The organism is Streptomyces sp. AC627_RSS907 (assembly GCF_019049165.1).
Genome location: NZ_JAGMUE010000042.1, coordinates 68011 through 91007 on the forward strand (window position 1 = coordinate 68011; position 22997 = coordinate 91007).

Annotated in this window: 21 protein-coding genes; 3 read left to right on the plus strand and 18 right to left on the minus strand. The window is 71.9% G+C overall.

What is annotated here, in order from left to right; all coding sequences use genetic code 11:
* Positions 1–384 precede the first annotated feature (384 nt).
* The 4 genes from KUM32_RS11510 to KUM32_RS11525 all read right to left on the minus strand — a co-directional run bounded on the left by KUM32_RS11510 (position 385) and on the right by KUM32_RS11525 (position 6766).
* Positions 385–1803 carry a sugar porter family MFS transporter gene (locus KUM32_RS11510; protein WP_217141757.1) on the minus strand — a complete coding sequence of 473 codons (1419 nt, stop codon included), beginning with the start codon at positions 1801–1803 and terminating at the stop codon, positions 385–387.
* A 226-nt stretch (positions 1804–2029) separates the two neighbouring features.
* A complete protein-coding gene (smc, locus tag KUM32_RS11515; protein ID WP_217141758.1) occupies positions 2030–5596 on the minus strand; it encodes a chromosome segregation protein SMC in 3567 nt (1188 codons plus the stop codon).
* A gap of 296 nt (positions 5597–5892) precedes the next feature.
* A complete protein-coding gene (locus KUM32_RS11520; protein WP_003973418.1) occupies positions 5893–6105 on the minus strand; it encodes a hypothetical protein in 213 nt (70 codons plus the stop codon).
* 379 nt (positions 6106–6484) lie between these two features.
* A complete protein-coding gene (locus tag KUM32_RS11525; RefSeq protein WP_217141759.1) occupies positions 6485–6766 on the minus strand; it encodes an acylphosphatase in 282 nt (93 codons plus the stop codon).
* Positions 6767–6959: 193 nt separating this feature from the next.
* Here KUM32_RS11525 and KUM32_RS11530 point away from each other — a divergent pair, with 193 nt between their 5' ends.
* Positions 6960–7364: a helix-turn-helix domain-containing protein gene (locus KUM32_RS11530; protein ID WP_217141760.1), complete on the plus strand. Its 405-nt coding sequence runs from the start codon at positions 6960–6962 to the stop codon at positions 7362–7364.
* On the opposite strand, the gene mutM is transcribed toward KUM32_RS11530, so the two are convergent.
* The 9 genes from mutM to KUM32_RS11575 all read right to left on the minus strand — a co-directional run bounded on the left by mutM (position 7361) and on the right by KUM32_RS11575 (position 16693).
* The gene (gene mutM, locus KUM32_RS11535) at positions 7361–8218 is read right to left on the minus strand and encodes a bifunctional DNA-formamidopyrimidine glycosylase/DNA-(apurinic or apyrimidinic site) lyase (RefSeq protein ID WP_217141761.1); all 858 of its coding nucleotides are present in this window, start codon (positions 8216–8218) and stop codon (positions 7361–7363) included. The two genes, KUM32_RS11530 and mutM, sit on opposite strands and share 4 nt — an antisense overlap.
* A gap of 79 nt (positions 8219–8297) precedes the next feature.
* Positions 8298–9146, minus strand: coding sequence for a ribonuclease III (rnc, locus tag KUM32_RS11540; RefSeq protein WP_217141762.1), 849 nt, complete (start codon positions 9144–9146; stop codon positions 8298–8300).
* Positions 9147–9153: 7 nt separating this feature from the next.
* Complete coding sequence (rpmF, locus tag KUM32_RS11545) at positions 9154–9327, minus strand: 50S ribosomal protein L32 (protein WP_003951102.1); 174 nt, start codon at positions 9325–9327, stop codon at positions 9154–9156.
* A gap of 2 nt (positions 9328–9329) precedes the next feature.
* Positions 9330–9983: a DUF177 domain-containing protein gene (locus KUM32_RS11550; RefSeq protein WP_217141763.1), complete on the minus strand. Its 654-nt coding sequence runs from the start codon at positions 9981–9983 to the stop codon at positions 9330–9332.
* A gap of 165 nt (positions 9984–10148) precedes the next feature.
* The gene (locus KUM32_RS11555; protein WP_217141764.1) at positions 10149–11282 is read right to left on the minus strand and encodes an ATP synthase F0 subunit B; all 1134 of its coding nucleotides are present in this window, start codon (positions 11280–11282) and stop codon (positions 10149–10151) included.
* A gap of 121 nt (positions 11283–11403) precedes the next feature.
* Positions 11404–11883: a pantetheine-phosphate adenylyltransferase gene (gene coaD, locus KUM32_RS11560; protein WP_217141830.1), complete on the minus strand. Its 480-nt coding sequence runs from the start codon at positions 11881–11883 to the stop codon at positions 11404–11406.
* Between the two features lie 26 nt (positions 11884–11909).
* Positions 11910–12497 carry a 16S rRNA (guanine(966)-N(2))-methyltransferase RsmD gene (rsmD, locus tag KUM32_RS11565; protein WP_217141765.1) on the minus strand — a complete coding sequence of 196 codons (588 nt, stop codon included), beginning with the start codon at positions 12495–12497 and terminating at the stop codon, positions 11910–11912.
* Between the two features lie 57 nt (positions 12498–12554).
* Entirely contained in the window at positions 12555–14831 is a 2277-nt protein-coding gene (gene recG, locus KUM32_RS11570) for an ATP-dependent DNA helicase RecG (protein ID WP_217141766.1), read from the minus strand.
* A 95-nt stretch (positions 14832–14926) separates the two neighbouring features.
* Positions 14927–16693: a DAK2 domain-containing protein gene (locus tag KUM32_RS11575; protein WP_217141767.1), complete on the minus strand. Its 1767-nt coding sequence runs from the start codon at positions 16691–16693 to the stop codon at positions 14927–14929.
* A 267-nt stretch (positions 16694–16960) separates the two neighbouring features.
* On the opposite strand from KUM32_RS11575, the gene rpmB reads away from it, so the two are divergent.
* A complete protein-coding gene (gene rpmB / locus KUM32_RS11580; protein ID WP_003993230.1) occupies positions 16961–17146 on the plus strand; it encodes a 50S ribosomal protein L28 in 186 nt (61 codons plus the stop codon).
* A gap of 262 nt (positions 17147–17408) precedes the next feature.
* On the opposite strand, the gene thiD is transcribed toward rpmB, so the two are convergent.
* The gene (gene thiD, locus KUM32_RS11585) at positions 17409–18206 is read right to left on the minus strand and encodes a bifunctional hydroxymethylpyrimidine kinase/phosphomethylpyrimidine kinase (protein WP_217141768.1); all 798 of its coding nucleotides are present in this window, start codon (positions 18204–18206) and stop codon (positions 17409–17411) included.
* Positions 18203–19168: a thiamine-phosphate kinase gene (locus KUM32_RS11590; RefSeq protein ID WP_217141769.1), complete on the minus strand. Its 966-nt coding sequence runs from the start codon at positions 19166–19168 to the stop codon at positions 18203–18205. The genes thiD and KUM32_RS11590 overlap by 4 nt, the downstream gene beginning before the upstream one ends.
* Before the next feature lie 227 nt (positions 19169–19395).
* On the opposite strand from KUM32_RS11590, the gene KUM32_RS11595 reads away from it, so the two are divergent.
* Positions 19396–19629 carry an Lrp/AsnC family transcriptional regulator gene (locus KUM32_RS11595; protein WP_037654619.1) on the plus strand — a complete coding sequence of 78 codons (234 nt, stop codon included), beginning with the start codon at positions 19396–19398 and terminating at the stop codon, positions 19627–19629.
* 289 nt (positions 19630–19918) lie between these two features.
* On the opposite strand, the gene KUM32_RS11600 is transcribed toward KUM32_RS11595, so the two are convergent.
* The 3 genes from KUM32_RS11600 to KUM32_RS11610 all read right to left on the minus strand — a co-directional run bounded on the left by KUM32_RS11600 (position 19919) and on the right by KUM32_RS11610 (position 22976).
* Positions 19919–21088 carry a D-alanine--D-alanine ligase family protein gene (locus KUM32_RS11600; RefSeq protein ID WP_217141770.1) on the minus strand — a complete coding sequence of 390 codons (1170 nt, stop codon included), beginning with the start codon at positions 21086–21088 and terminating at the stop codon, positions 19919–19921.
* 92 nt (positions 21089–21180) lie between these two features.
* A complete protein-coding gene (locus tag KUM32_RS11605) occupies positions 21181–22191 on the minus strand; it encodes an NAD(P)H-dependent glycerol-3-phosphate dehydrogenase (protein WP_217141771.1) in 1011 nt (336 codons plus the stop codon).
* The gene (locus KUM32_RS11610; RefSeq protein ID WP_217141772.1) at positions 22188–22976 is read right to left on the minus strand and encodes a 1-acyl-sn-glycerol-3-phosphate acyltransferase; all 789 of its coding nucleotides are present in this window, start codon (positions 22974–22976) and stop codon (positions 22188–22190) included. The genes KUM32_RS11605 and KUM32_RS11610 overlap by 4 nt, the downstream gene beginning before the upstream one ends.
* Between the last annotated feature and the right edge of the window lie 21 nt (positions 22977–22997).

Sequence of the window (22997 nt, forward strand, 5' to 3'; positions counted from 1 at the left end):
GCTCGCGTGGGCGGGACGGGGCGGGCCGTAGCCGCCCATGCCACCGCGACCGGCGGGTCTCGGGAAGTCGCGGAGACTCCCGCCGCGGGCCGGCGGGGCCGGCCGGGCCGGTCCACCGGGGGCCGGTGGACCGGCCCCCGGTCGTCCTGACCCGCCGGGCCTGCTACGCGCCCCCGCTCACGGCCCACCCGCAGCCGACCCGGCAACGGCCGAGCCGCGCCCGGTGAGCGCGCCGACCCGCAACCGGCGGAGCCTCGGCGGCTCCGCCAGGTCGTGGACACGACACCGCCGCCCCCGTCCGGACGGGACCGGACGGGGGCGGCGGACAGTACGGGGAGAGGGCAGCGGGGACTTGGCCCTTCCCCCCGGGTTCGGGGCGGGCGGTCAGCCCATCTCCTCCAGGGCCTTGCCCTTGGTCTCCTTCACGAACTTCAGGACGAAGGGGATGGAGAGCGCGGCGAAGATCGTGTAGATCACGTAGGTGCCGGAGAGGTTCCAGTCGGCCAGCGACGGGAAGCTCGCGGTGATGGCCCAGTTGGCGATCCACTGCGCGGACGCGGCCACACCCAGGGCGGCGGCGCGGATCCGGTTCGGGAACATCTCGCCGAGGAAGACCCAGACGACCACACCCCAGGACAGGGCGAAGAAGAGCACGAACACGTGGGCGGCGATCAGCGCGACCCAGCCCTGCGTGACCGGGAGCTTCCCGTCGACCAGGTCGAAGGAGAACGCCCAGGCCTCCAGCGCCAGGCCGATCACCATGCCGACCGACCCGATGATGGCGAGCGGCTTGCGGCCGATGCGGTCCACGAAGATCATCGCGATCACGGTGCCGACGATGTTGATGATCGACGTCGTGAACGAGTAGAAGAAGGACTTCGTCGGGTCGACGCCGACCGACTGCCACAGCGTCGAGGAGTAGTAGAACGCGACGTTGATGCCGACCAGCTGCTGGAAGGCCGACAGGCCGATACCGATCCAGACGATCGGCTTGAAGAAGAAGCCGCCGCCGAGCAGGTCCTTGAACGAGGACTTCTCCTCGCGGTGCATCGCGTGCTCGATCTCGGCGACGCGGGCGTCGAGGTCCACGTCCTTGCCCTCGACCTCTTCGAGGATCTGCCGGGCGCGCTCGTGCTTGCCGACGGAGATCAGGAAGCGCGGGGACTCGGGGATGGCGAAGGACAGCAGGCCGTAGAGGACGGCCGGCACGACCATGACGCCGAGCATGACCTGCCAGGCCTCCAGGCCCATCAGCTCACCGCGCTGGTCGCCGCCGGCGGCGTTCAGCAGGCCCCAGTTGACCAGCTGCGACACGGCGATGCCGACGACGATCGCGGCCTGCTGGAAGGAGCCGAGCCGGCCGCGGTAGGCGGGCGGGGAGACCTCGGCGATGTAGGCGGGGCCGATCACCGAGGCCATGCCGATGGCGAAGCCACCCACGATGCGCCACATGGCGAGGTCCCACAGGGCGAAGGGCAGGGCGGAGCCGATGGCGCTGACGATGAAGAGCACCGCCGCGATCTGCATGCAGCGGATGCGGCCGATGCGGTCGGCGATGCGGCCGGCGGTCGCGGCACCGATGGCGCAGCCGATCAGCGCGATGGCGATGACCTGGGCCAGCATCGCGGAGCCGATGTCGTAGCGGCCCCGGATGGCCTCGACGGCACCGTTGATCACGGAGCTGTCGTAGCCGAACAGGAAACCGCCCATCGCGGCCGCGGCCGCGATGAAGATGACGTGCCCGAGATGATCGGGGTGAGCCGTCCTGGCTCCTGAATTGGGTGCCTGCGATGTGCTGGCCACGTGTACTCCTCGGGCTACCGGCAACGCTGCCGGGGTGGTTCGCCCTTCGAGGTACCACTGAAGGAACCTGAAGGTAAAAGCAACGTTGCAGAGACTATGCCTTCAAGTTTCGAAGTCAATAGGTCCAGAGCTGTGAGTTATCAGACGCGAAGCGCGATCATTGCGTTCAAGAATTGAAGTCGCCTCGGTGTCTGCCGAGCGGATACCCGCTCTTCGCGACCTGGAACTAGCGCAGCCGCTGGCTGATGACCTTCGACACGCCGTCGCCCTGCATGGACACGCCGTAGAGTGCGTCGGCGACCTCCATCGTGCGTTTCTGGTGCGTGATCACGATGAGCTGCGAGGCCTCCTGCAGCTCCTGCATGATCCGGATGAGCCGCTGCAGGTTGGTGTCGTCGAGCGCCGCCTCGACCTCGTCCATGACGTAGAACGGGCTGGGCCGCGCCTTGAAGATCGACACGAGCAGCGCCACGGCGGTCAGCGAGCGCTCCCCGCCCGAGAGCAGCGAGAGCCGCTTGACCTTCTTGCCCGGCGGCCGGGCCTCGACGTCCACTCCCGTGGTCAGCATGTTGTCGGGATCGGTCAGTACGAGACGCCCCTCACCGCCGGGGAACAGCCTGCTGAACACGCCTTCGAACTCCCGGGCCGTGTCCCGGAAGGCCTCGGTGAAGACCTGCTCGACGCGTTCGTCGACCTCCTTGACCACCTGGAGCAGGTCGGCGCGGGTCTTCCTCAGGTCCTCGAGCTGCTCGCTGAGGAACTGGTGCCGTTCCTCCAGCGCCGCGAACTCCTCCAGGGCCAGCGGGTTCACCTTGCCGAGCTGCTGGTAGGCGCGCTCGGCGGCCTTCAGGCGCTTCTCCTGCTCGGCCCGTACGAAGGGCCGGGGAAGGTTGCGCGGGTGCTCGGGGTCGTCCGGTAGCCGCTCGCCCTCGGCGGGGGGCGAGGGCGGCACCTGCTGATGGGGCCCGTACTCGGCCGCGAGTCCCGCCGGTTCCACACCGAGTTCCTCCAGCGCCTTGGTCTCCAGCTGCTCGATGCGCAGCCGCTTCTCGGCGCCGAGTACCTCGCCCCGGTGGACTGAATCCGTCAACTTGTCGAGCTCCGCCTTGAGGTCGCGCCCGGCGGTGCGCGCGGCGGTCAGCTCCTGTTCGCACCGGGCCTTGGCCGCCTCGGCGGCGGTGCGCTCCTCGTCGGCGCGGACCAGGGAGACCTCGACGTGGGCGAGCAGCTGCCGGGCCCCGGAGGCGACGGCCTCGGCGACGGCCGCCTCGTGCCGCAGCCTGGCCCGCCGCTGCTCGGCCCGCGCGCGTGCCTCACGTTCCGCGCGGGCGGCCCGGTCCAGGGAGTCGGCCCGCCCGGCGAGTCCCTTGACCCGCTCCTCATGGGTACGGACCTGGAGACGGGCCTCCATCTCGGTCTGCCGGGCGTTGGCGCCGTCGGCGGCGAGCCGGTCGCGGGCGGCGGTGTCGAGCTCCTCCGCCCCTCCTTCCTCGGAGGCGCTCTCCTCGGCGACCGCGAGCCGTTCGGCCAACTCCTCGACGTCCATGAGCGCCTTGTCCAGCGCCTCCTGCGCCCGGGCCGCCGCGGCGGCGGACCGCTCGGCCTCCCCGGCCGCGCCCCGCGCCTGTCCCGCGAGCCGGCCCAGCTGCTGGGCGACGGCCGACTTCTCCCGGTCGGCGGCCCGGCGCCGCTCCCCCAGCTCCTCGACCAGCGCGGCGCACTCCCGGCGCCGCTCGACCGCCGCGCCCTGCGCCTCCGCCAGCTCCTCGCACCGCACGCCCAGCGCCTCCAGCTCGGCGGCGGCCTGGTCCACGGAAGCCTGCACCTCCAGGAGACTGGGCGCCCCGGCGGACCCGCCCTGCGCGAAGTGGGCGCCCAGCAGGTCACCCTCGGCGGTGACGGCGGTCAGTTCGGGGTGGGCGTGGACGAGGTCCTCGGCGTCCTCCAGGGTGCCGACGACGACGAACCCGCGCAGCAGGCGCCGTACGGCGGGCATCAGGTCGGCGGGTCCGCGGACGAGATCGGCGGCGTACGGGAGCCCGTCACTCCGCGGCTCGTGCGGTACGTCGTCCGGGGCGCCGGCGAGCAGCAGGGCGGCGCGGCCGGCGTCCTGCTTGCGCAGCAGGCGGATGGCGTCGGCGGCGGCCGACGGGGAGCGCACGGCGAGGGCGTCGGCGGCGGCACCGAACGCGGCGGCGAGCGGGACCTCGTGGCCGGGCGTCACGGTGAGCAGTTCGGCGGCCGGTCCGAGCAGACCGGTGAGCCCGTCCTGCGCCGCGAGCAGGGCGCCGGTGCCGTCCTTGCGGCGCAGGCCCAGGGCGAGGGCGTCGTGGCGGGCCTGCGTCGCCGCGCGCTCGCGCTCCGCCGCGGTGGCCGCTTCGCGGGCGGCGCTCTGGGCGGCCTCCGCCTCGGCCAGCCGGCGCTTGGCGTCCTCGTGCCGCTCGGCGAGTTCCTGGTCGCCCGCGTCGAGTCCGTCGACCTCGGCCTGGAGCGTCTCGTACTCCTCCTGGGCGGCGGCGGCCCGCTCCCGCGCCTCGTCCCGGGCGGCGGCCAGCCGCTCGATCTCCGCCTGGGCGGAGGCTGCCCGGGAACGCGCGGCGCCGACCTGGCCGCTCAGCCGGGCCAGCCCCTCTCGGCGGTCGGCGATGGCGCGCGCGGCGTCCTTGAGACGGCGCTCCTCCAGGGCCAGCTCACGTTCGAGATCGGCGCGGTGGGCGACCGTGTCCTCCAGCGCGCGCTCGGCCGCTTCCAGGGCCGCCTCGAGTTCGGCCTCCTGCTCGCGGACCCGGGCGGCCTCGCGCTCCAGCTCCTCCGGGTCGCGGCCACGCCGCTCCTCGGGGGGCGCGGAGGTGGCGCTCTTCACCCGTGCGTCGGCCAGCGAGATGGTGCCGCGCACCCGCTCGGCGAGCTGGGACAGCTCGTACCAGGTCTGCTGGGCGCGCTGGAGGCGCGGGGTGAGCCGGCGCACCTCGTCCTCCAGGTCCGCCTCGCGTCGCATCGCCTTGCCCAGCTCGTGTTCGGCGGCTTCCTTGCGCTCCTTGAGCGCGGCCTCGTCGGCGATCTCCGCCCGGAGCGCCTCGCGCAGTCGTACGAGGTCGTCGGCGAGGAGTCTGAGGCGGGCGTCCCGCAGGTCGGCCTGGATGACGGCGGCCCTCCTGGCGACCGCCGCCTGGCGGCCCAGGGGCTTGAGCTGGCGCCGCAGCTCGTCGGTGAGGTCCTGCACGCGCGCGAGGTTGGCCTGCATCGCGTCCAGTTTCCGGAGCGCCTTCTCCTTGCGCTTGCGGTGCTTGAGGACACCGGCGGCCTCCTCGATGAAGGCGCGGCGCCCCGTCGGGTCGGCGTGCAGCACGGAGTCGAGCTGGCCCTGGCCGACGATGACGTGCATCTCGCGGCCGATGCCGGAGTCGGACAGCAGTTCCTGGATGTCGAGGAGGCGGCAGGTGTCGCCGTTGATCTGGTACTCGCTGCCGCCGTTGCGGAACATGATCCGCGTGATGGTGACCTCGGCGTACTCGATCGGCAGGGCCCCGTCGGAGTTGTCGATGGTCAGCGACACCTCGGCCCGGCCGAGTGGTGGGCGACCGGTGGTGCCGGCGAAGATGACGTCCTCCATCTTGCCGCCGCGCAGCGACTTGGCGCCCTGTTCACCCATGACCCAGCTGAGGGCGTCCACGACATTGGACTTGCCCGAACCGTTCGGACCGACGACGCAGGTGATGCCCGGCTCGAACCGGAGCGTGGTCGCCGAGGCGAACGACTTGAACCCGCGCAGGGTCAGGGCCTTCAGGTGCACGCCCCGGGACTCTACCTTTCGCCGGTGTCTCACTCCATGAACGGGTGAACCACCGCGGTTTCGCCGGTGAACGCGCAGGGCACATCAGACGTTGAGGAGGGTGTCCGGATGCGCCGGGGAGGGAAGGGCGGGCGGTCCCGGAGACGGGCGGCGGACGGGGCGGAGCAGACGGGGAAGACGCGACGGGGGCGGCACAGAAAGAAGGGACGCCGAAGCGTCCCTTGCAGACTCTGACACCTGAGCGGTTGTACGGGCGGGCCCGACCACTGACGTGCCGTCGTGGAGCGATGCAGTGATCAGGTGAGCGCAGGCTCCGCCTGGTGTGCGTCAACGCTCTCCATGCTCTCCATGATCCTGTCGTGAGAAGCGGCAGCCGCCAGCGCGTCGTTCTCCGCCTGGATCCGTCCGAGCTCGGATTCCAGGTCCTGGACGCGCTGCTGGAGCCGTCGCATCTCGGCGAGGAGTCGCGGGTCGGAGCCGCCGACGTAACCGAGAAGCGCCTTTGCCATGATGGATGGTCCTCCACAATGAGTGACCGACCGAAGCGGTGTGGGTCGTGAGGGATTCGCACCCGCGGTGCTTGGCACTATGGAGTTTTTTCTGCCGTTCAACCATGCCAAACAGCTAAGGTGCGCGGGGCTTTCAGCGTCTCACCAAAAAGTTTGACGGTCAACACGATCACGCCCCGTATCGGCGGGCACCCGGGGGCATACGGCCTCGGAACGGCGACGCTGCGACTCCTGCGGGCCCCTCGGGGCGTGGCGATCAATGTGCGTGCGGAGCCTGCCACGGCACGGCGTTCTTGGCAACCACCTGCCCGTTTTCGCTTCGCGCCCCCTTCCGGAGGCGGGCCCGCTGGAGGCCGGCGGACCGGGACGTCGCCCCGCGTCAGCGGATCGCGAAGCCGTCGTAGCCACCGCGCGGTGTGTCCCAAATCTCGGTGACACCGTCCACGCGCCCGGGCGTGTCGTCACCGCGCAGCCAGTCGAGCAGCCCCTCGCACCGCTCGCGCGGCCCCTCCGCGACGACCTGGACGCGCCCGTCGGCCAGGTTGAGGGCAAAACCGCTCATGTCCCCGAGTTCCAGCGCCCTGGCCCGCGTGAACCAGCGGAAACCCACGCCCTGGACCTGTCCGCGCACCCAGGCGACCAGCCGTACCTCATCGCTCATGAGTGCAACCTAACCAGTCAGCGCCTCGCCGGGCACGTCACCCCCTGGCGCCCCCCGGCACCGTTCCCCGCCCGGTGACCTGACGTGAACCCGCTCCGTCGGAGGATCAGGAGGGCACCCCCTGTGCCGCCGGGCACTGTCCGGTGCGCAGCGCGATCCGCAGGGCAGCACTGTGCTCCCGTACGCTGGACGCATGTCGACCACGCAGGAGCGTACGGAGGAGCAGGAGCTTCCGTACGACGTGTTCTCCAGGGCCTGTCCCTCGCGCGGCACCCTGGAGCACGTCACCGGGCGCTGGGGCGCGCTGACACTCGGCGCCCTGTACGAGGGTTCCTTCCGGTTCAACGAACTGCGTCGCCGTGTCGACGGCGTCAGCGAGAAGATGCTGTCCCAGACCCTGCACGCCCTGGAGCGCGACGGCCTGGTGCACCGGGAGGCCCAGCTCACCAACCCGCCCCGCGTGGACTACGAACTCACCGCGCTGGGACGCGAGGTCGCCGGACGGCTGATCGCCCTCATCCAGTGCGTGGAGGAGCGGATGGACGAGGTACTGGCGTCACGTGAGCGCTACGACGCCCGAGAGGCCCGGCAGCTCTAGGGCAGACGAGGCGTGCGCTGGCACTTCGGGCAGAAGTAGCTGGAGCGGTTCATCCACGGCCGACGGCGCATCGGCGTGGCACACCGGCGGCAGGGCAGGCCCTCACGGCCGTACGCGTCCAGCGACCGGTCGAAGTAGCCGGACTCACCGTTGACGTTGACGTAGAGGCTGTCGAAGCTGGTGCCGCCGACGGCGAGGGCCGCGTTCATGACGTCCCGGACATGGCCGAGGAGTTCCGCGGTGCGGGGGCGGGTGAAGGTCGCCGTGGGGCGTTCGTAGTGCAGGCGGGAGCGCCACAGGGCCTCGTCCGCGTAGATGTTGCCGACGCCGCTGATCAGGGACTGGTCGAGCAGGGCCCGTTTGATCGTGGTGCGCTTGCGGCGCAGCGCGAGGTGGAACGCCTCGTCGTCGAAGAGCGGGTCCAGCGGGTCGCGGGCGATGTGCGCGATGACGTCGGGCAGGCCGTCGGACGTGGTGCCGTGCAGCGACAGGCCGCCGAAGGTGCGCTGGTCGACGAAGCGGAGTTCCGTCGCCAGGGTGTCGGCGAAGCGGACGCGGACGCGCAGGTGCTTCTCCGCCGGTGCCTCGTGCGGCTGGACCAGGAGCTGGCCGCTCATTCCGAGGTGCGCCAGGACCGCCTGGCCGGTGTCCTCCAGCGGCAGCCACAGGTACTTGCCGCGGCGGCTGGGCGTGCCGATGCGGTGGCCCTCGAGGCGGCGGGCGAAGTCGTCGGGGCCGGCGATGTGCCGGCGTACCGCGCGGGGGTGAAGCACCTGGGCGTCGGCGACGGTCCGGTGGGCGACCCAGCGTTCCAGGCCGCGCCGTACGACCTCGACCTCGGGCAACTCGGGCATGGCTTCCCCTCGGGTGGGCCGGTGGACGAACCGAACGCCCGCCCCGGGACAGGGACGGGCGTTCGGAACGTGCGGTGGGTCAGGCGGAGGCCGACGGTGCGTCGGCGTTCGGCTGGAGGGCGGCTTCGGTGGCCGACTGGTCCGCCGGCGCCTTGGCGCGCTCGTCCGCCGTGGCCCGGATGGACCGCCAGGCGGATTCCGCGGCCTGCTGCTCCGCCTCCTTCTTGCTGCGGCCGGTGCCGGTGCCGTACGAGACGCCTCCGACGCGGGCGGCAGCAGTGAAGGTCTTCTCGTGGTCCGGGCCGGTCTCCGTGACCAGGTACTCGGGGACACCGAGCCCTTCGGTCGCGGTGAGTTCCTGGAGGCTGGTCTTCCAGTCCAGGCCGGCGCCGAGGTTCGAGGACTTCTCGATCAGCGGGTCGAACAGGCGGTGCACCAGTTCGGATGCCGCGTCGAGGCCCTGGTCGAGATAGACCGCGCCGATCACCGCTTCGAGGGTGTCGGCGAGGATGGATGCCTTGTCCCGGCCCCCCGTGCCCTCTTCACCGCGGCCGAGCCGGATGAAGGAGCCGAGGTCGAGCCCGCGGCCCACCTCCGCCAGCGCGCGCGAGTTGACCACCGCGGCCCGCAGCTTGGCCAGCTGGCCTTCGGGCAGGTCGGGGTGGGTGCGGTACAGCGTGTCCGTCACGACGAGGCCGAGGACGGAGTCACCGAGGAACTCCAGCCGCTCGTTCGTCGGCAGACCGCCGTTCTCGTACGCGTAGGAACGGTGGGTCAGTGCGCGCACCAGAAGGGCGGACTCGAGCTGGTAGCCGAGCCGCCCTTCCAGAAGCGTGTGGGACGAGGCCTGGGTGTCCGCCTTCTTCTTGGCGGGTGGGTCCGCCTTGGCGTCTTCCGCCTTCTTGGGGACTGACACAGTGCCTCTCACCAGCCGCTCAGACCTCGAGGACCTGGCGCTTGTTGTAAGTGCCGCAAGACGGGCACGCGATGTGCTGCTGCTTGGGCTCGTGGCAGCGCTCGCACGCCACCAGGGTGGGGACCGCAGCCTTCCACTGCGACCGGCGGTGGCGCGTGTTGCTGCGCGACATCTTCCGCTTCGGAACAGCCACGGCTACTTCTCCTGCTTCTCGTCGGCGCGTGCTGACTGAGGCGCGCCGCCGCTCATCTCGTCCTTCTCGCCGTCTTCGAGTGAACCGGCGAGTCCCTGCAAAGCCGCCCAACGGATGTCGACGGCGTCATGGTGGTGGTCCGGGTCGTCCGACAGGCGTACCCCGCACTCGGAGCACAGACCCTGGCAGTCTTCCTGGCACACCGGCTGCATCGGCAGTGCGAGCACCACCGCATCACGCAGCACGGGTTCGAGGCCGATCAGGCCGTCCTCGACGAAGAGCCTGTCCTCGTCTTCCTCGGCGTCGTCGGCCGGTTCCGCCTTCACGCGGCCCCGGTCGTCGGCGTCAGGGTACGAGAACAACTCCTGGAAGTCCGCTTCGAGCTCCTGCTCGAGCGGCTCCAGACACCTTACGCACTCCCCCTCGGCCTTGGCACGGGCGGTGCCTGTGACGAGCACACCTTCCATGACCGACTCGAGCCGGAGGTCCAGCTCCACCGGGCCGCCTTCCGGCACCCCGATGACTCCCTGGATACCGAAGTCCCTGGGAGCGTCGACCGTGCGGGTCAGGCGCTGCAGCGCACCGGGCCGCCGTCCCAGCTCGTGCGTGTCGAACACGAGGGGATCGCGGTGGTCGAGGCGCGCGTTCAGAACCATTCCTGCTTTCGGTCTTCGTGGCTTGGGGGACGCTGCCTGTGGTGGTCCCGGGCAGCGGCGATCGCGGACGTACGCGCGACCGAAGAGCCAGGATACTGGACCTTTCGCTCTCGGCCCAATCCGGTCCCGGGACCGGTGCGCGGGCCAGGGCCCGTCCGAGGGGCCCTAGAGTCCGCGGCCCTGTTCGTAGGCCCTCAGCTGCTCGGCGCTGATCATGCTGGTGTCGAAGAGGCTGGTCTCGTCGAGCGCCTGCGGCTGAGCCTGCGGGGGCTGTGGGGGCTGTGGGGGCTGCTGCGGCATCACGGGCTGCTGGTGCTGCGCGTAGCCCTGCCCGCCGTCGTACACCTGCGGCTGGGCGTCGTACTGGTAGGGGTACGGGTCGGCGGACTGCTGCGGGTAGCCGTACGGGTCCTGTCCGCCGTAGGTCTGCTGGTACGCGCCGTACGGGTCGGGCTCGTGCTGCGCGTAGCCGTATTCCGGTTCCTGCGCCGGCATCTCCGGTACGGCCTGGGCCGGTACCCGTGCCGCCGCCGGCTGCTGCTCGCCGTACTCGCGCTGCCGGGGCTGTTCGGCCGGGGCGTCCGAGAGGGCGGCGAGGCCGGCGAGGTAGTCGGCGTCGCTGGAGTGCTGGACGGTGGTGGAGTCGTCGGCGAGGGCGCCGAGGTCGTCGGTGGCGATGCGGCCGTGCAGCTTCTGGCGGCCCCGGCCGACCGCCTCCAGGGTCTTGGCCAGCACCGCCTCGAAGGCGCCGAGCTTGGTGTCGACGTAGGCGTCGGCGTCCCGGCGCAGGGTCTCCGGGTCGTGGCTGCGCTCGGGGGCGTCCTCGTCCTCGTAGCCGTTCTCGTCGAGGCCGGGTCCGGTGCCGAGCAGCTTCTCGCGGCCGCGGCCGACGGAGCCGAGGGTCTTGGTGAGGACGACCTCGAAGTTGGCGAGCTTGGAGTCGACGTAGTCGTCGGCCTCGGCGCGGACCTCCTCGGCCTCCTGGCGGGCCTCGCTGAGGATCCGGTCCGCCTCGGCCTGGGAGCGGCGGGCGATCTCGGTGTCGGAGATCAGGGAGCCGCGTTCGGCGTGTGCGCTCTCGATGATCCGCTCGGCCTCCTGGCGGGCCTGCGCGACCATCTGTTCCCGGTCGCCGATCAGTTCCTGGGCCTGGGCGAGGGAACCGGGCAGCTCGGCGCGCAGTTCCTCCAGCAGCGAGAGCAGTTCGGCGCGGTTGACCACGCACGAGGCCGACATGGGCATGGCGCGGGCGCCGGAGACCATCGCGGTGATCTCGTCGAGCTTCTTCTGCACGTCCACCGTGTGCTCGCCACTCTCTACAGCTGTGTTGGAGACGGACGGGACGACTGTACGACCCTGGGGAGCCCGGGGGACACCGGGTGACGGTTTGTCAGTCTCCGGAGGCTGCACGACGGTGCGGTCAGCGCTTCCTCAGCCGCTCCGAGAGGGCCTCCAGGACCAGCGGCGGCACCAGGTGGGAGACGTCGCCGCCCCAGGTCGCGACCTCCTTGACCAGGGAGGACGACAGGAAGCTGTAGGTGGGGTTGGTGGGGATGAAGAGGGTCTCCACGCCCGAGAGGCCGTTGTTCATCTGGGCCATCTGCAGCTCGTAGTCGAAGTCGCTGACCGCGCGCAGGCCCTTCACGATGGCCGGGATCTCGCGCTGCTTGCAGAAGTCGACGAGGAGGCCGTGGAAGGACTCCACGCGCACGTTCCCGTACTCGGCGGTGACCTGGCGGATGAGGTCGATCCGCTCCTCGATCTCGAACAGGCCCTTCTTGGCCTGGTTGATCATCACCGCGACGTAGACCTCGTCGTAGAGTCTGGAGGCCCGGGCGATGATGTCGAGATGTCCGTTGGTGATCGGGTCGAACGACCCGGGACAGACGGCGCGGCGCACTTGAGTTCCCTCGCTCTCCGGTCCGGTCATCGTGCGTCTTCGCACGTAGAGGCGGCGTGACCGTACCAAAACGTTCCCTCGCCGTAACGACGGGCCCGGATCGCGTCGAAGCCGTGCGGCCAGCGGAATTCGCCGCCCCTGGTGCTGCGCTCCACGGTGACGAGCGCTTCCCCGGTGAGCCACCCCTGAGTGCGGAGTGTGAGCAGGATCTCCCGAAGATCGTCGTCCGACACGGCGTACGGCGGGTCCAGGAAGACGATGTCGTACGGCTCTTCCGGGGCCGCGGTGCGGATGACCTGTTCCGCCTTGCCCGCCCTGACCTCGGCGCCGGGCAGGCCGAGGGCCTTCACGTTCTCCCGGACGGTGCGGGCGGCGCGGGCGTCGGCCTCGACGAGGAGGACGTGCCCGGCGCCCCGGGACAGCGCCTCGAGGCCCACGGCGCCGGAACCGGCGTACAGGTCGAGGACGCGTTCGCCGTCCAGCGGGCCGCCGAGGAGGGACTGCCAGGTGGAGAAGAGGCCCTCGCGCGCGCGGTCGGAGGTGGGGCGGGTGCCGGTCCCTGGCGGGACGGTGAGGCGGCGTCCGCCGGCTTTGCCGGCGATCACGCGGGTCATCTCTGGGTCCTTGTCGGTGTGCTCGGCGTGCTCGGGTGGGTGTCCGACCCCAGTCTGTCAGCCCTTCTCCAGGTACTGCTCCCGCTCCTCGTCCAGCAGTGCGTCCAGGGCGGTGCGCAGGCCGGGCAGGCCGGTGAGCTCCGGGTCGGCGGCCACCACCGCCGCCGCCTCCTTCCGCGCCTCGGCGATGATCTCCTCGTCCTCGATGACGGCGAGGACGCGCAGGGAGGTGCGGGCGCCGGACTGGGCCTGGCCGAGGACGTCGCCCTCACGGCGCTGTTCGAGGTCGATGCGGGAGAGCTCGAAGCCGTCGAGGGTGCCCGCGACGGCGTTCAGCCGCTGCCGGGCCGCGCTCGCCTCGGGCATCTCGGTGACCAGCAGGCACAGGCCGGGGGCGGAGCCCCGTCCGACCCGGCCGCGCAGCTGGTGCAACTGCGAGACCCCGAAGCGGTCGGCGTCCATGATCACCATCGCGGTGGCGTTGGGGACGTTCACACCGACCTCGATGACGGTCGTGGCGACCAGGACGTCGGTCTCGCCGGCGGCGAAGCGGCGCATGACGGCGTCCTTGTCGTCGGGCTGCATGCGGCCGTGCAGGATCTCGACCTTGAGGCCCTGCAGGGGGCCTTTCGCCAGGTGGTCGGCGACGTCGAGGACGGCGAGCGGGGGCCGCTTCTCGGCGTCGTCGCCGGAGGGCTTGGCCTGCTTGGAGTTCCTCTTCGGGTCGTCGTCCTCGTCCCCGATGCGCGGGCAGACGACGTACGCCTGGTGGCCGCCCGCGACCTCCTCACGCACCCGTTCCCAGGCCCGTGCGAGGAAGTGCGGTTTGTCGGCGGCCGGGACGACGTGGCTGGCGATCGGGGAGCGCCCGGCCGGCAACTGGTCCAGGACGGAGGTCTCCAGGTCGCCGAAGACGGTCATGGCGACGGTGCGCGGGATCGGCGTGGCGGTCATGACGAGCAGGTGCGGGGGTTGTTTTCCCTTGCTCCGCAGGGCGTCGCGCTGTTCCACGCCGAAGCGGTGCTGTTCGTCGACGACGACCAGGCCGAGGTCGTGGAACTGGACCTTGTCCTCGATCAGCGCGTGCGTGCCGATGACGATGCCGGCCTCTCCGGTGGCCAGGTCGAGCAGGGCTTGACGGCGGGCGGCGGCGCCCATCGACCCGGTGAGCAGGACCACCTTGGTGGCGTGCTCGGCGCCGCCCGGCATGCCGCCCTCCCGTCGCCCACCACCGCCCTCCTGCGGAGGCGCTTCGCGCCACAGCCCCCAACTGGCCAGCTCCCCCATCATCTCGACGACCGAACGGTGGTGCTGCTGGGCGAGCACCTCGGTGGGCGCCAGCATCACGGCCTGCCCGCCGGCGTCGACGACGGCGAGCATGGCGCGCAGGGCCACCAGCGTCTTGCCGCTGCCGACCTCCCCCTGCAGCAGCCGGTGCATCGGGTGGTCCGTGGCGAGGTCGTCGAAGATCTCGCGGGAGACCTTCCGCTGTCCGTCGGTGAGGGTGAAGGGGAGGCGGTCGTCGAAGGCCGTGAGCAGGCCGTCCGGGCTCGGCTTCCTGGGGACGGCGGGGAGTTGGGTCTCGGCGTGGCGGCGGCGGGCCAGGGCGACCTGGAGGACGAAGGCCTCGTCCCACTTCAGGCGGGCACGGGCGTCCTCGATGTCCGCCTTGGTGTGCGGACGGTGGATCTTCAGGAGGGCTTCGGGGAGGGGGACCAGGCCACGGCCCTCGCGCAGGGAGGCGGGGAGGGGGTCGACGGCCTCCTGCGCGCTGGGCAGCACCGTCTGGATCGCCTTGCCGATCTTCCAGGACTCCAGCTTGGCGGTGGCCGGGTAGAGGGGGATGAGCGCGCCCGCCCACGACTCGACGCTGCCGGTCCCGTCCTCGCCCCCGTCGCCGCGCAGCAACTCGTACGCCGGGTGGGCCAGTTGCAGTCGGCGGTTGAAGACGGAGACCTTGCCAGAGAACATCGCGCGCGTGCCCGGCAGGAGTTCCTTGTGGGGCTTGTGGACGCCGTGGCCGAAGAAGACCAGCTGGAGGCGGCCGCTGCCGTCCGTGATGGTCACCTCGAGGCGCTGTCCCTTGCCGCGCGGTGCCTTCGGCGAGGCGAAGGTGTGCAGGCGGGCGTCGGCGACCTGGGCCACCACCGTGACGTGCTCGTCCATGGGCAGGTCGGCGAGGTGGGTGAGCTGACCGCGCTCCTCGTATCTGCGGGGGTAGTGGTGGAGGAGGTCGCCGACGGTGTGCAGGCCGAGGTGCTCGGCCATCACCTTCGCGGTGGCGGGGCCGAGCACCTTCTTCAGGGGTTCTTGCAGTGCGGGCACGGGATCCATTGCACACCACGCCACTGACAATGGCCCCACGCCTCCCGGGAAGCCCCGGAAAACGCCCCGCGAGCCCGTGCCGTACCGCGCCGGGCAGGCCCGCGCTACTCGACGCCGACCAGCAGCAGCGCCCCCTGTCGTCCGCCCCGGTGGACCACCGTGTCGACGGCGAGGTACGCCTCGCGGACGCGGGCCTCCAGGTGCCCGGCGACGGTCTCGGGGGCCTCGTCACCGAGGACGAGGGTGACCAGCTCGCCGCCGGCCGCGAGCATGCGGTCCAGGACGGTCGCGGCGACCTCCGTGACGTCCGCGCCGATCACGGCCACGTCGCCGTCGATGAGGCCGAGCACGTCACCCGCCTGGCAGATGCCGGCCGTGGTCCAGGACCGGTGTTCGGCGACGATGACCTCGGCGTGGCGGGTCGCGCCGGCCGCCGAGGTCATCGCCACCACGTCCTCGTCGAAGCGCCGCCCGGGTTCGTGCACGGCGAGCGCGGCGATGCCCTGGACCGCGGAACGGGTCGGGATCAGGGCGACCCGGATGCCTTCGGCGCGGGCCTGCTCCGCCGCCGCGGCGGCGGTGTGCCGCAGCTCCGCGTCGTTGGGCAGCAGCACGACCTCGCGCGCGTGCGCCCGGCGGACGGCCTGCACGAGCTCCCCGCTCGCGGGCGACTCCCCCGGGCGGGCGAGCACGGGGGTCGCCCCCGCCTCGGCGTACAGCCCGGCCAGGCCCTCGCCGGGGACGACGGCCACCACGGCGCGCTGGGTCCGCTCCTGGGGCGGGCGCCCGGTCCTGGTGCTGTGGACGTCGCCGTGCCCGAAGTGCGTGATGCGGATCCGGTACGGCCGCCCGGCCTCGACGCCCGCCTCCACGGCGGCGCCCGCGTCGTCGACGTGGACGTGGACGTTCCACAGTCCGTCGCCGCCGACCACGACCAGCGAGTCACCGAGGGTGTCGAGCCGCTGCCGCAGTCGTGCCACGGCCGTGTCGTCGGCCTCCAGGAGGTAGATCACCTCGAAGGCGGGGCCGTGGGCGCCGCCGTCCGCCACGGCGCCCTCCCCCGCGCGCTCCCCACCGCTCCCCGCGACGGCGCACTCCCCCGCGCGGTCCTCGCCGTCCTCCGCCTCGGCGCACTCCCCCGCGCGCCCCCCGCGGCCGGGCTCCACGCGCGCGTGCGGCACGACGGCCGCTCCCGGCGCCGACGTCCGGCCGGTGAACGTCTCCACCAGGGCCGCGAGGACCGTCACGAGACCGTGCCCGCCGGCGTCGACCACTCCGGCGCGCTCCAGGACGGCCAGTTGGCCCGGGGTCGCGGCGAGTGCCGCACGGGCGCCCTCATGGGCCGCGCGGGCCACCGCCGCGCAGTCGCCCTCCGCACTGTCGGCCGCGTCGGCGGCGGCCGAGGCGACGGTCAGGACGGTGCCCTCGACCGGGTGGGCCACGGCCTGCCGGGCGGACTCGGCCGCGTGCCGCAGGGCCAGCCGCAGGGCCGGGCCGTCGGTGTGAGCGGGCTCACCCCGCGCGGTGAGCACCTGGGCCATGCCCCGCAGCAGCTGCGCGAGGATCGTCCCGGAGTTGCCCCGCGCGCCGATCAGCGCCCCGTGCGCCATCGCGCCCACGGCATCGGCCAGTGAGGGGCCGTCGCCCCCCGGCGTCCCGGCGTCCACCTCGTGCGCCGCGAACACCGCCTCCACCGCCGCGACGGCCGACTCCAGGGTCAGGTAGAGGTTCGTGCCGGTGTCCCCGTCCGCGACGGGGTAGACGTTGATGGCGTCGATCTCCTCGCGCACCTGCCCCAGCGCACGCAGCGACAGACCGCACCAGGTACGCACCGCCAGAGCGTCGAAGAACCTCTGCGGCACCTGCGCCACCTGCGCCTCCTTGAGCTGCTGGACGTGGCAGGCAGCGTAGACCTTGGGAGGGGGCCCACCGGAAGAGGGCCGGGGACGGACCGCTGAGCTGCCGTGGTAGTTTCGTTGTACGGGAGCAGCCGTTGTATGCTGCTCCGGTTGCCCGATCCCGATCGGGCTATCCCCCCTGGCACCGCCACTCAGATCCCGGACCGTTCATTGGTCCGAGACCTGGTCCCGGCATGCCGGGATCAACCGTAAGTGCATCTGAAGTCTTTGGAGTGACCCGTGGCTGCCAACTGCGACGTCTGCGGCAAGGGGCCGGGCTTCGGCAACAACATCTCGCACTCGCACCGCCGTACGTCCCGTCGCTGGAACCCGAACATCCAGCGTGTGCGTACCGTGGTCGGCGGGACGCCGAAGCGCGTGAACGCTTGCACCTCGTGCATCAAGGCCGGCAAGGTCTCGCGCTGACGCGTCAGCTGAGCGCGCGGCCACTGCCTGGTCCGCTGCACGAAGCCGGTCCACCTCGGGTGGGCCGGCTTTTTGCCGTGCCCGGACGCCGGGAGCACGCTTCGGTGCCCTCGGACCCCCGGGCGAGCCGGACGGGCGGTTGACCGTCCGCGGCGGCGCCGGACCCGGGGCCGCCGAAGTGGTGCGCGCGGTGTGCGGTTCCCCTGGAACAGGCCCGCGGGCTCGCCCCGGCGGACGTCACCGGCCGCCGGGGGCGTCGGGCTCAGGGAACGTCCCGTCCGAGTGCCCAGCCGTGGTCCACCGGCCCGATGCCGCCGCCGAGCGGGAAGCCGGCCGCTATCGCCCCGGTGACGTACTCCTTGGCCGCCGTCACCGCCTCCGGCACCGACCGTCCCTTCGCCAGCCCGCAGGCGACGGCCGACGCGAGGGTGCAGCCCGTGCCGTGGGTGTGCCGGTTGTCGAGACGCGGGGCGCGCAACCAGTGCTCCTCACAGCCGTCGGTGAGCAGGTCCACGGCGTCACCGCGCAGATGGCCGCCCTTGATCAGCACCCAGCGCGGCCCGTACTCCAGTACGGCCGCCGCGGCCCGGCGCAGATCGGTCTCCGCCTCGACCCGTACGCCGGTGAGTTGGGCGACCTCGTCGAGGTTCGGCGTGGCGACGGTCGCCACCGGGAGCAGCTTGGTGCGCACCGAGTCCAGGGCGGAGGCGGCGAGCAGCGCGTCGCCGTGCTTGGAGACGCCCACCGGGTCGACGACGGCCGGGGCGTCGGTGCCGCCGATCAATTCGGCGACCGTCTCGACGAGTTCCGCGGAGGAGAGCATCCCGGTCTTGACCGCCTGGACGCCGATGTCGTCCACGACGCTGCGGTACTGGGCCCGCACCGCCTCCACGGGCAGCTCCCAGGCACCCCGCACGCCGAGGGAGTTCTGCGCGGTCACCGCGGTGAGCACACTCATGCCGTGGGTGCCGAGGGCGAGCATCGTCTTCAGGTCGGCCTGGATGCCGGCGCCGCCGCCGGAGTCGGAGCCGGCCACGGTGAGGACCGGGGGAAGCCTCATGACTCCACGTCCCCGAAGTGGTCCCAGCCGCCCTTGCTGGTCCACGGCGCCCCGTCGACGGTCACCTGGGGCAGGGCCGACGGATTGAGGACCTCACCGATGACCTTCCAGCGGGCGGGCAGTTTCACGTCCGGCGGGAAGGTGGCCACGATCGCGTGGTCCTCACCCCCGGTGAGCACCCACTGCATGGGGTCCACGCCGACGGCCTGGCCGATGTCGTTCATCTGGGTCGGGATGTCGATCTGGCCGGAGCGGATGTCGATCCTGACCTTGCTGGCCTCGGCGATGTGGCCCAGGTCGGCGATCAGCCCGTCGCTCACGTCGCACATCGCGGTGGCGCCGAGACCCGCGGCGGCCGGCCCCGCGTGGTACGGCGGCTCCGGGCGACGGTGCGCCTCGACGAAGGCGCGCGGCGAGCGGAAGCCGCGGGACAGCACGGCGAACCCGGCCGCGGACCAGCCGAGCCAGCCGGTCACCGCGACGAGGTCGCCGGGCTGCGCGCCGGCCCGGGTCACGGGCTCCTGGTTGCGCAGGTCACCGAGGGCGGTGATGGACACGGTGATGGTGTCGCCGCGCACCACGTCGCCGCCGACCACCGAGGCACCGGCGACCTGGCACTCGTCGCGCAGCCCGTCCATCAGCTCGGTCGGCCAGGTCACCGGCAGTTCGGCGGGCACCACGAGGCCGAGCAGCAGCGCGGTGGGCACCGCGCCCATGGCGGCGATGTCCGCCAGGTTCTGTGCCGCCGCCTTGCGGCCCACGTCGTACGCGGTGGACCAGTCGCGGCGGAAGTGCCGCCCCTCGACGAGGATGTCGGTGCTGGCCACCACCCGGCGGTCGGGCGCGGCCACCACCGCGGCGTCGTCGCCGGGGCCGACCCGGACCGCCGGAGTGGAGGTGAGACGGGAGGTGAGCTCCCTGATGAGCCCGAACTCCCCGAGCTCACCAACAGTGCCCTTCATTGCCTTGACTCCCCTTCTGTCCCTGTCCGTGCCCGGTCGCGTGGCATCTCTGTCCTGGTTACGGTCGAAATGACCGCCTCCGCGGTCGGCGTGATCGTCAACTCGTGTCCGCGCCGCACCCCGGCACGCGGGCCACACGCTCCGCGGGTCTCCCCGCGAAGCGCGGCGACGCGATACCGTGGCGTTCCTTTTCCCCACATGATCCTCGTGGCCGCCCTGGAGGTTCCGTGGTACAGGCGTACATCCTGATCCAGACGGAGGTCGGCAAGGCGTCGACCGTCGCCGAGACGATCAGCAAGATCCCTGGAGTGATCCAGGCCGAGGACGTGACGGGACCCTACGACGTCATCGTCCGGGCCCAGTCCGAAACCGTCGACGAACTGGGTCGCATGGTGGTCGCCAAGGTCCAGCAGGTGGACGGCATCACCCGCACTCTGACCTGCCCGGTCGTCCATCTCTAGCCCTCTTCCGCCCGCTCGCTCTCGCACCGCTGACCGCCGCCGCGGGCCGCTCCCTCAGCAGACGACAGCGAGTCGGCGGCGGTTCCCGGCCCGGACGCGTTGGTCACCAAGCTGTGCCGGAACCCTGGACGAGGCGCTGCCGCGGACGGACGGCGGGCTGGGGAAACCCGCTGATCATACTGTGCCGCGGGGTACGGCGATCCGCTCAGGAGCCGCGGTTTCCCACCGGTCGCGCGGAAGGCGATCCCCGAGGGGATCGCCTTCCGGGCCGTCCGTGCGGAACGGAACGTCAGCGCAGCCCCGTGGACCGCCGCAGCGCCGCCTGGACCAGCCGGTCCACCAGTTCCGCGTAACCGACACCGCTCGCCTGCCACATCTGCGGGTACATGGAGATCGGCGTGAAGCCGGGCATGGTGTTGATCTCGTTGATCACGAACTCGTCGTCCTCGGTGAGGAAGAAGTCCGCGCGCACCAGCCCCTCGCAGGAGGCCGCGTCGAACGCCTCGACCGCCAGCCGCTGGACCTCGGCGGTCTCCTCGGGCGTGAGCGGGGCGGGCACGACGCCGGGCGTGGAGTCGATGTACTTGGCCTCGAAGTCGTAGTACGCGTGCGCCGAGGGCGGCGGGATCTCGGCGGGGACGGAGGCCCGGGGGCCCTCCTCGAACTCCAGCACCCCGCACTCGATCTCCCGGCCGGTGAGCGCCGCCTCGACGAGGATCTTCGGGTCGTGGCGCCGGGCCTCCTCGATCGCCTCGTCCAGTCCGGCGAGGTCGTCGACCTTGGTGATGCCGATCGAGGAACCCGCGCGCGCGGGCTTCACGAACAGCGGCCAGCCGTGCTCGCCGGCGAAGTCCACGATCTTCCTGCGGGCGCCGGAACGGTCCTGCTCCCACTCGCGCGGACGGATCACCACGTACGGGCCGACCTTCAGCCCGTAGGAGGTGAACACCCGCTTCATGTACTCCTTGTCCTGGCCGACGGCCGAGGCGAGCACTCCCGAGCCGACGTAGGGCACCCCGGAGAGCTCCAGCATGCCCTGGAGGGTGCCGTCCTCGCCGTACGGGCCGTGCAGCACGGGGAAGACGACGTCGACCTCGCCGAGCGCCTTGGGCACCGAGCCGGGCTCGCTGTAGACGACCTCGCGGTTGGCGGGGTCGACGGGCAGCACCACGCCGCCCTCGGTCGACTCGGCCAGTTCCTCGACGTCGGGCGTACGGCGTTCGGTGATCGCCATGCGCTCCGGCTCGTCGGCGGTGAGGGCCCAGCGGCCGTCCCGGGTGATGCCGATCGGCAGGACGTCGTACTTCGTCCGGTCGATGGCCGCGAGGACGGCGCCGGCGGTGACCACGGAGATCCCGTGTTCGGAGCTGCGCCCGCCGAAGACGACGGCCACACGCGGCTTGCGGGGCGGCTGCTCCGGGCTCTGCTCGGGGCTCTGGGGGAGGTTCTCGGTGCTCATATCGCGTTGAGAGTACCCGCCCGTAGGGCCGCGAGACAGCGTCGGCCGGGCCGCGTGGCGCGGGTGGCACCCGCGTGCCGTCCCGTCGTCGCTCAGCGTCGTTCGGGCTTCGCGCTGCGCGACATCAGCTCCTTCACCGCGGCCACCGGGGACTTGCCCTCGTGCACGATGGCGACGACCGTCTCGGTGATCGGCATGTCGACACCGTGCCGGCGGGCCAGATCCAGCACCGACTCGCAGGACTTGACGCCCTCGGCGGTCTGCCTGGTGACCGCGATGGTCTCCGCCAGGGTCATGCCCTTGCCGAGGTTGGTGCCGAAGGTGTGGTTGCGGGACAGCGGCGAGGAGCAGGTGGCCACCAGGTCGCCGAGCCCGGCCAGTCCCGAGAAGGTCAACGGGTCGGCGCCGAGGGCGACCCCGAGACGCGTGGTCTCGGCGAGGCCGCGGGTGATGAGCGACCCCTTGGCGTTGTCGCCGAGCCCCATGCCGTCCGCGATGCCGACGGCCAGCCCGATCACGTTCTTCACGGCGCCGCCGAGCTCGCAGCCGACGACGTCGGTGTTGGTGTACGGGCGGAAGTACGGCGTGTGGCAGGCGGTCTGGAGGCGCTGGGCGACGGCCTCGTCGGGGCAGGCGACCACGGCGGCGGCCGGCCTGCGGGCGGCGATCTCCCGGGCCAGGTTGGGCCCGGTGACCACGGCGATGCGCTCGGCGCCGACCTTGGCGACGTCCTCGATCACCTCGCTCATCCGCATCGTGGAGCCGAGTTCGACGCCCTTCATCAGCGACACCAGGACCGTGCCGGGCGCCAGCAGCGGCGTCCAGTCGGCGAGGTTGGCGCGCAGTGTCTGGGAGGGCACGGCGAGGACGGTGAAGTCCGCGTCGTGCGCCGCCTCCGCGGCGTCGGTGGTGGCCCGCAGGGTGGCGGGGAGTTCCACGCCGGGCAGGTAGTCCGGGTTGGTCCGGGTGGAGTTGACCGCCTCGGCGAGTTCGGCGCGGCGCCCCCACAGGGTGACGTCGCACCCCGCGTCGGCGAGGACCATGCCGAAGGCGGTGCCCCACGATCCGGTGCCGAAGACGGCCGCCTTGACGGGCCTGCTCATGCGCTCCGCCCTTCTGCCTGCTGCCCCTGCGCCGATGCCTGGGCCTGCGCCTGCGCCTGCGTCCGGCGCCGCTGCTCGATCCGCTCCCGGCGCGGGTCGTAGGGGGTCGCGGGCGCCTTCTCGCCGCGGATCTCCTCCAGCTGGCGGGTGACGGCGGCCATGATGACCTCCGTGGCCTCCCTCAGCAGCTCCGCGGTCATCTCCCTGTCGTAGAACCGCGACAGGTCGACCGCCGGGCCCGCCAGCACGCGGTGGGTCTTGCGCGGCAGGAGCCTGGGCTTCTTGCTGTAGGGCGGCAGCAGTTCGTTGCAGCCCCACTGGGCGACGGGGATCACCGGGCACTTGGTCTGCAGGGCGACGCGTGCGGCACCGGTCTTCGCGGTCATCGGCCAGCCGTCCGGGTCGCGGGTGAGAGTGCCCTCCGGGTAGAAGGCGACGCACTCGCCGCGCTCCACGGCGTCGATCGCGGCCCGGAAGGCGCTGAGCGCGTCCGTGCTCTCGCGGTAGACGGGGATCTGCCCGGTGCCCCGCATCGCGGCACCGACGAATCCCTTCTTGAAAAGGCCGCTCTTCGCCAGGAAACGCGGCACGCGCCCGGTGTTGTATTGGTAGTGCGCGTACGCGAAGGGGTCGACGTGCGAATTATGGTTCACGGCGGTGATAAATCCACCGTCGGCCGGCATGTTCTCCATTCCCCGCCAGTCCCGCTTGAGCAGAACCACCAGCGGCGGTTTGCAGATCACCGCGGCGAAGCGGTACCAGAAGCCGATTCTGCGGCGGGGCACGCGGACACCTTTCTCCAGGGC

Excerpts from the sequence above, each read along its gene's own strand:
- mutM (WP_217141761.1), bottom strand. The coding sequence starts at position 8,218 with ATGCCCGAGTTGCCCGAGGTCGAGGTCGTACGGCGCGGCCTGGAACGC.
- KUM32_RS11530 (WP_217141760.1), top strand. The coding sequence starts at position 6,960 with ATGTCGACCACGCAGGAGCGTACGGAGGAGCAGGAGCTTCCGTACGAC.
- KUM32_RS11600 (WP_217141770.1), bottom strand. The coding sequence starts at position 21,088 with ATGAGCACCGAGAACCTCCCCCAGAGCCCCGAGCAGAGCCCGGAGCAG.
- rsmD (WP_217141765.1), bottom strand. The coding sequence starts at position 12,497 with ATGACCCGCGTGATCGCCGGCAAAGCCGGCGGACGCCGCCTCACCGTC.
- KUM32_RS11520 (WP_003973418.1), bottom strand. The coding sequence starts at position 6,105 with ATGGCAAAGGCGCTTCTCGGTTACGTCGGCGGCTCCGACCCGCGACTC.
- recG (WP_217141766.1), bottom strand. The coding sequence starts at position 14,831 with ATGGATCCCGTGCCCGCACTGCAAGAACCCCTGAAGAAGGTGCTCGGC.
- thiD (WP_217141768.1), bottom strand. The coding sequence starts at position 18,206 with ATGAGGCTTCCCCCGGTCCTCACCGTGGCCGGCTCCGACTCCGGCGGC.
- KUM32_RS11590 (WP_217141769.1), bottom strand. The coding sequence starts at position 19,168 with ATGAAGGGCACTGTTGGTGAGCTCGGGGAGTTCGGGCTCATCAGGGAG.
- KUM32_RS11550 (WP_217141763.1), bottom strand. The coding sequence starts at position 9,983 with ATGGTTCTGAACGCGCGCCTCGACCACCGCGATCCCCTCGTGTTCGAC.
- KUM32_RS11605 (WP_217141771.1), bottom strand. The coding sequence starts at position 22,191 with ATGAGCAGGCCCGTCAAGGCGGCCGTCTTCGGCACCGGATCGTGGGGC.
- KUM32_RS11525 (WP_217141759.1), bottom strand. The coding sequence starts at position 6,766 with ATGAGCGATGAGGTACGGCTGGTCGCCTGGGTGCGCGGACAGGTCCAG.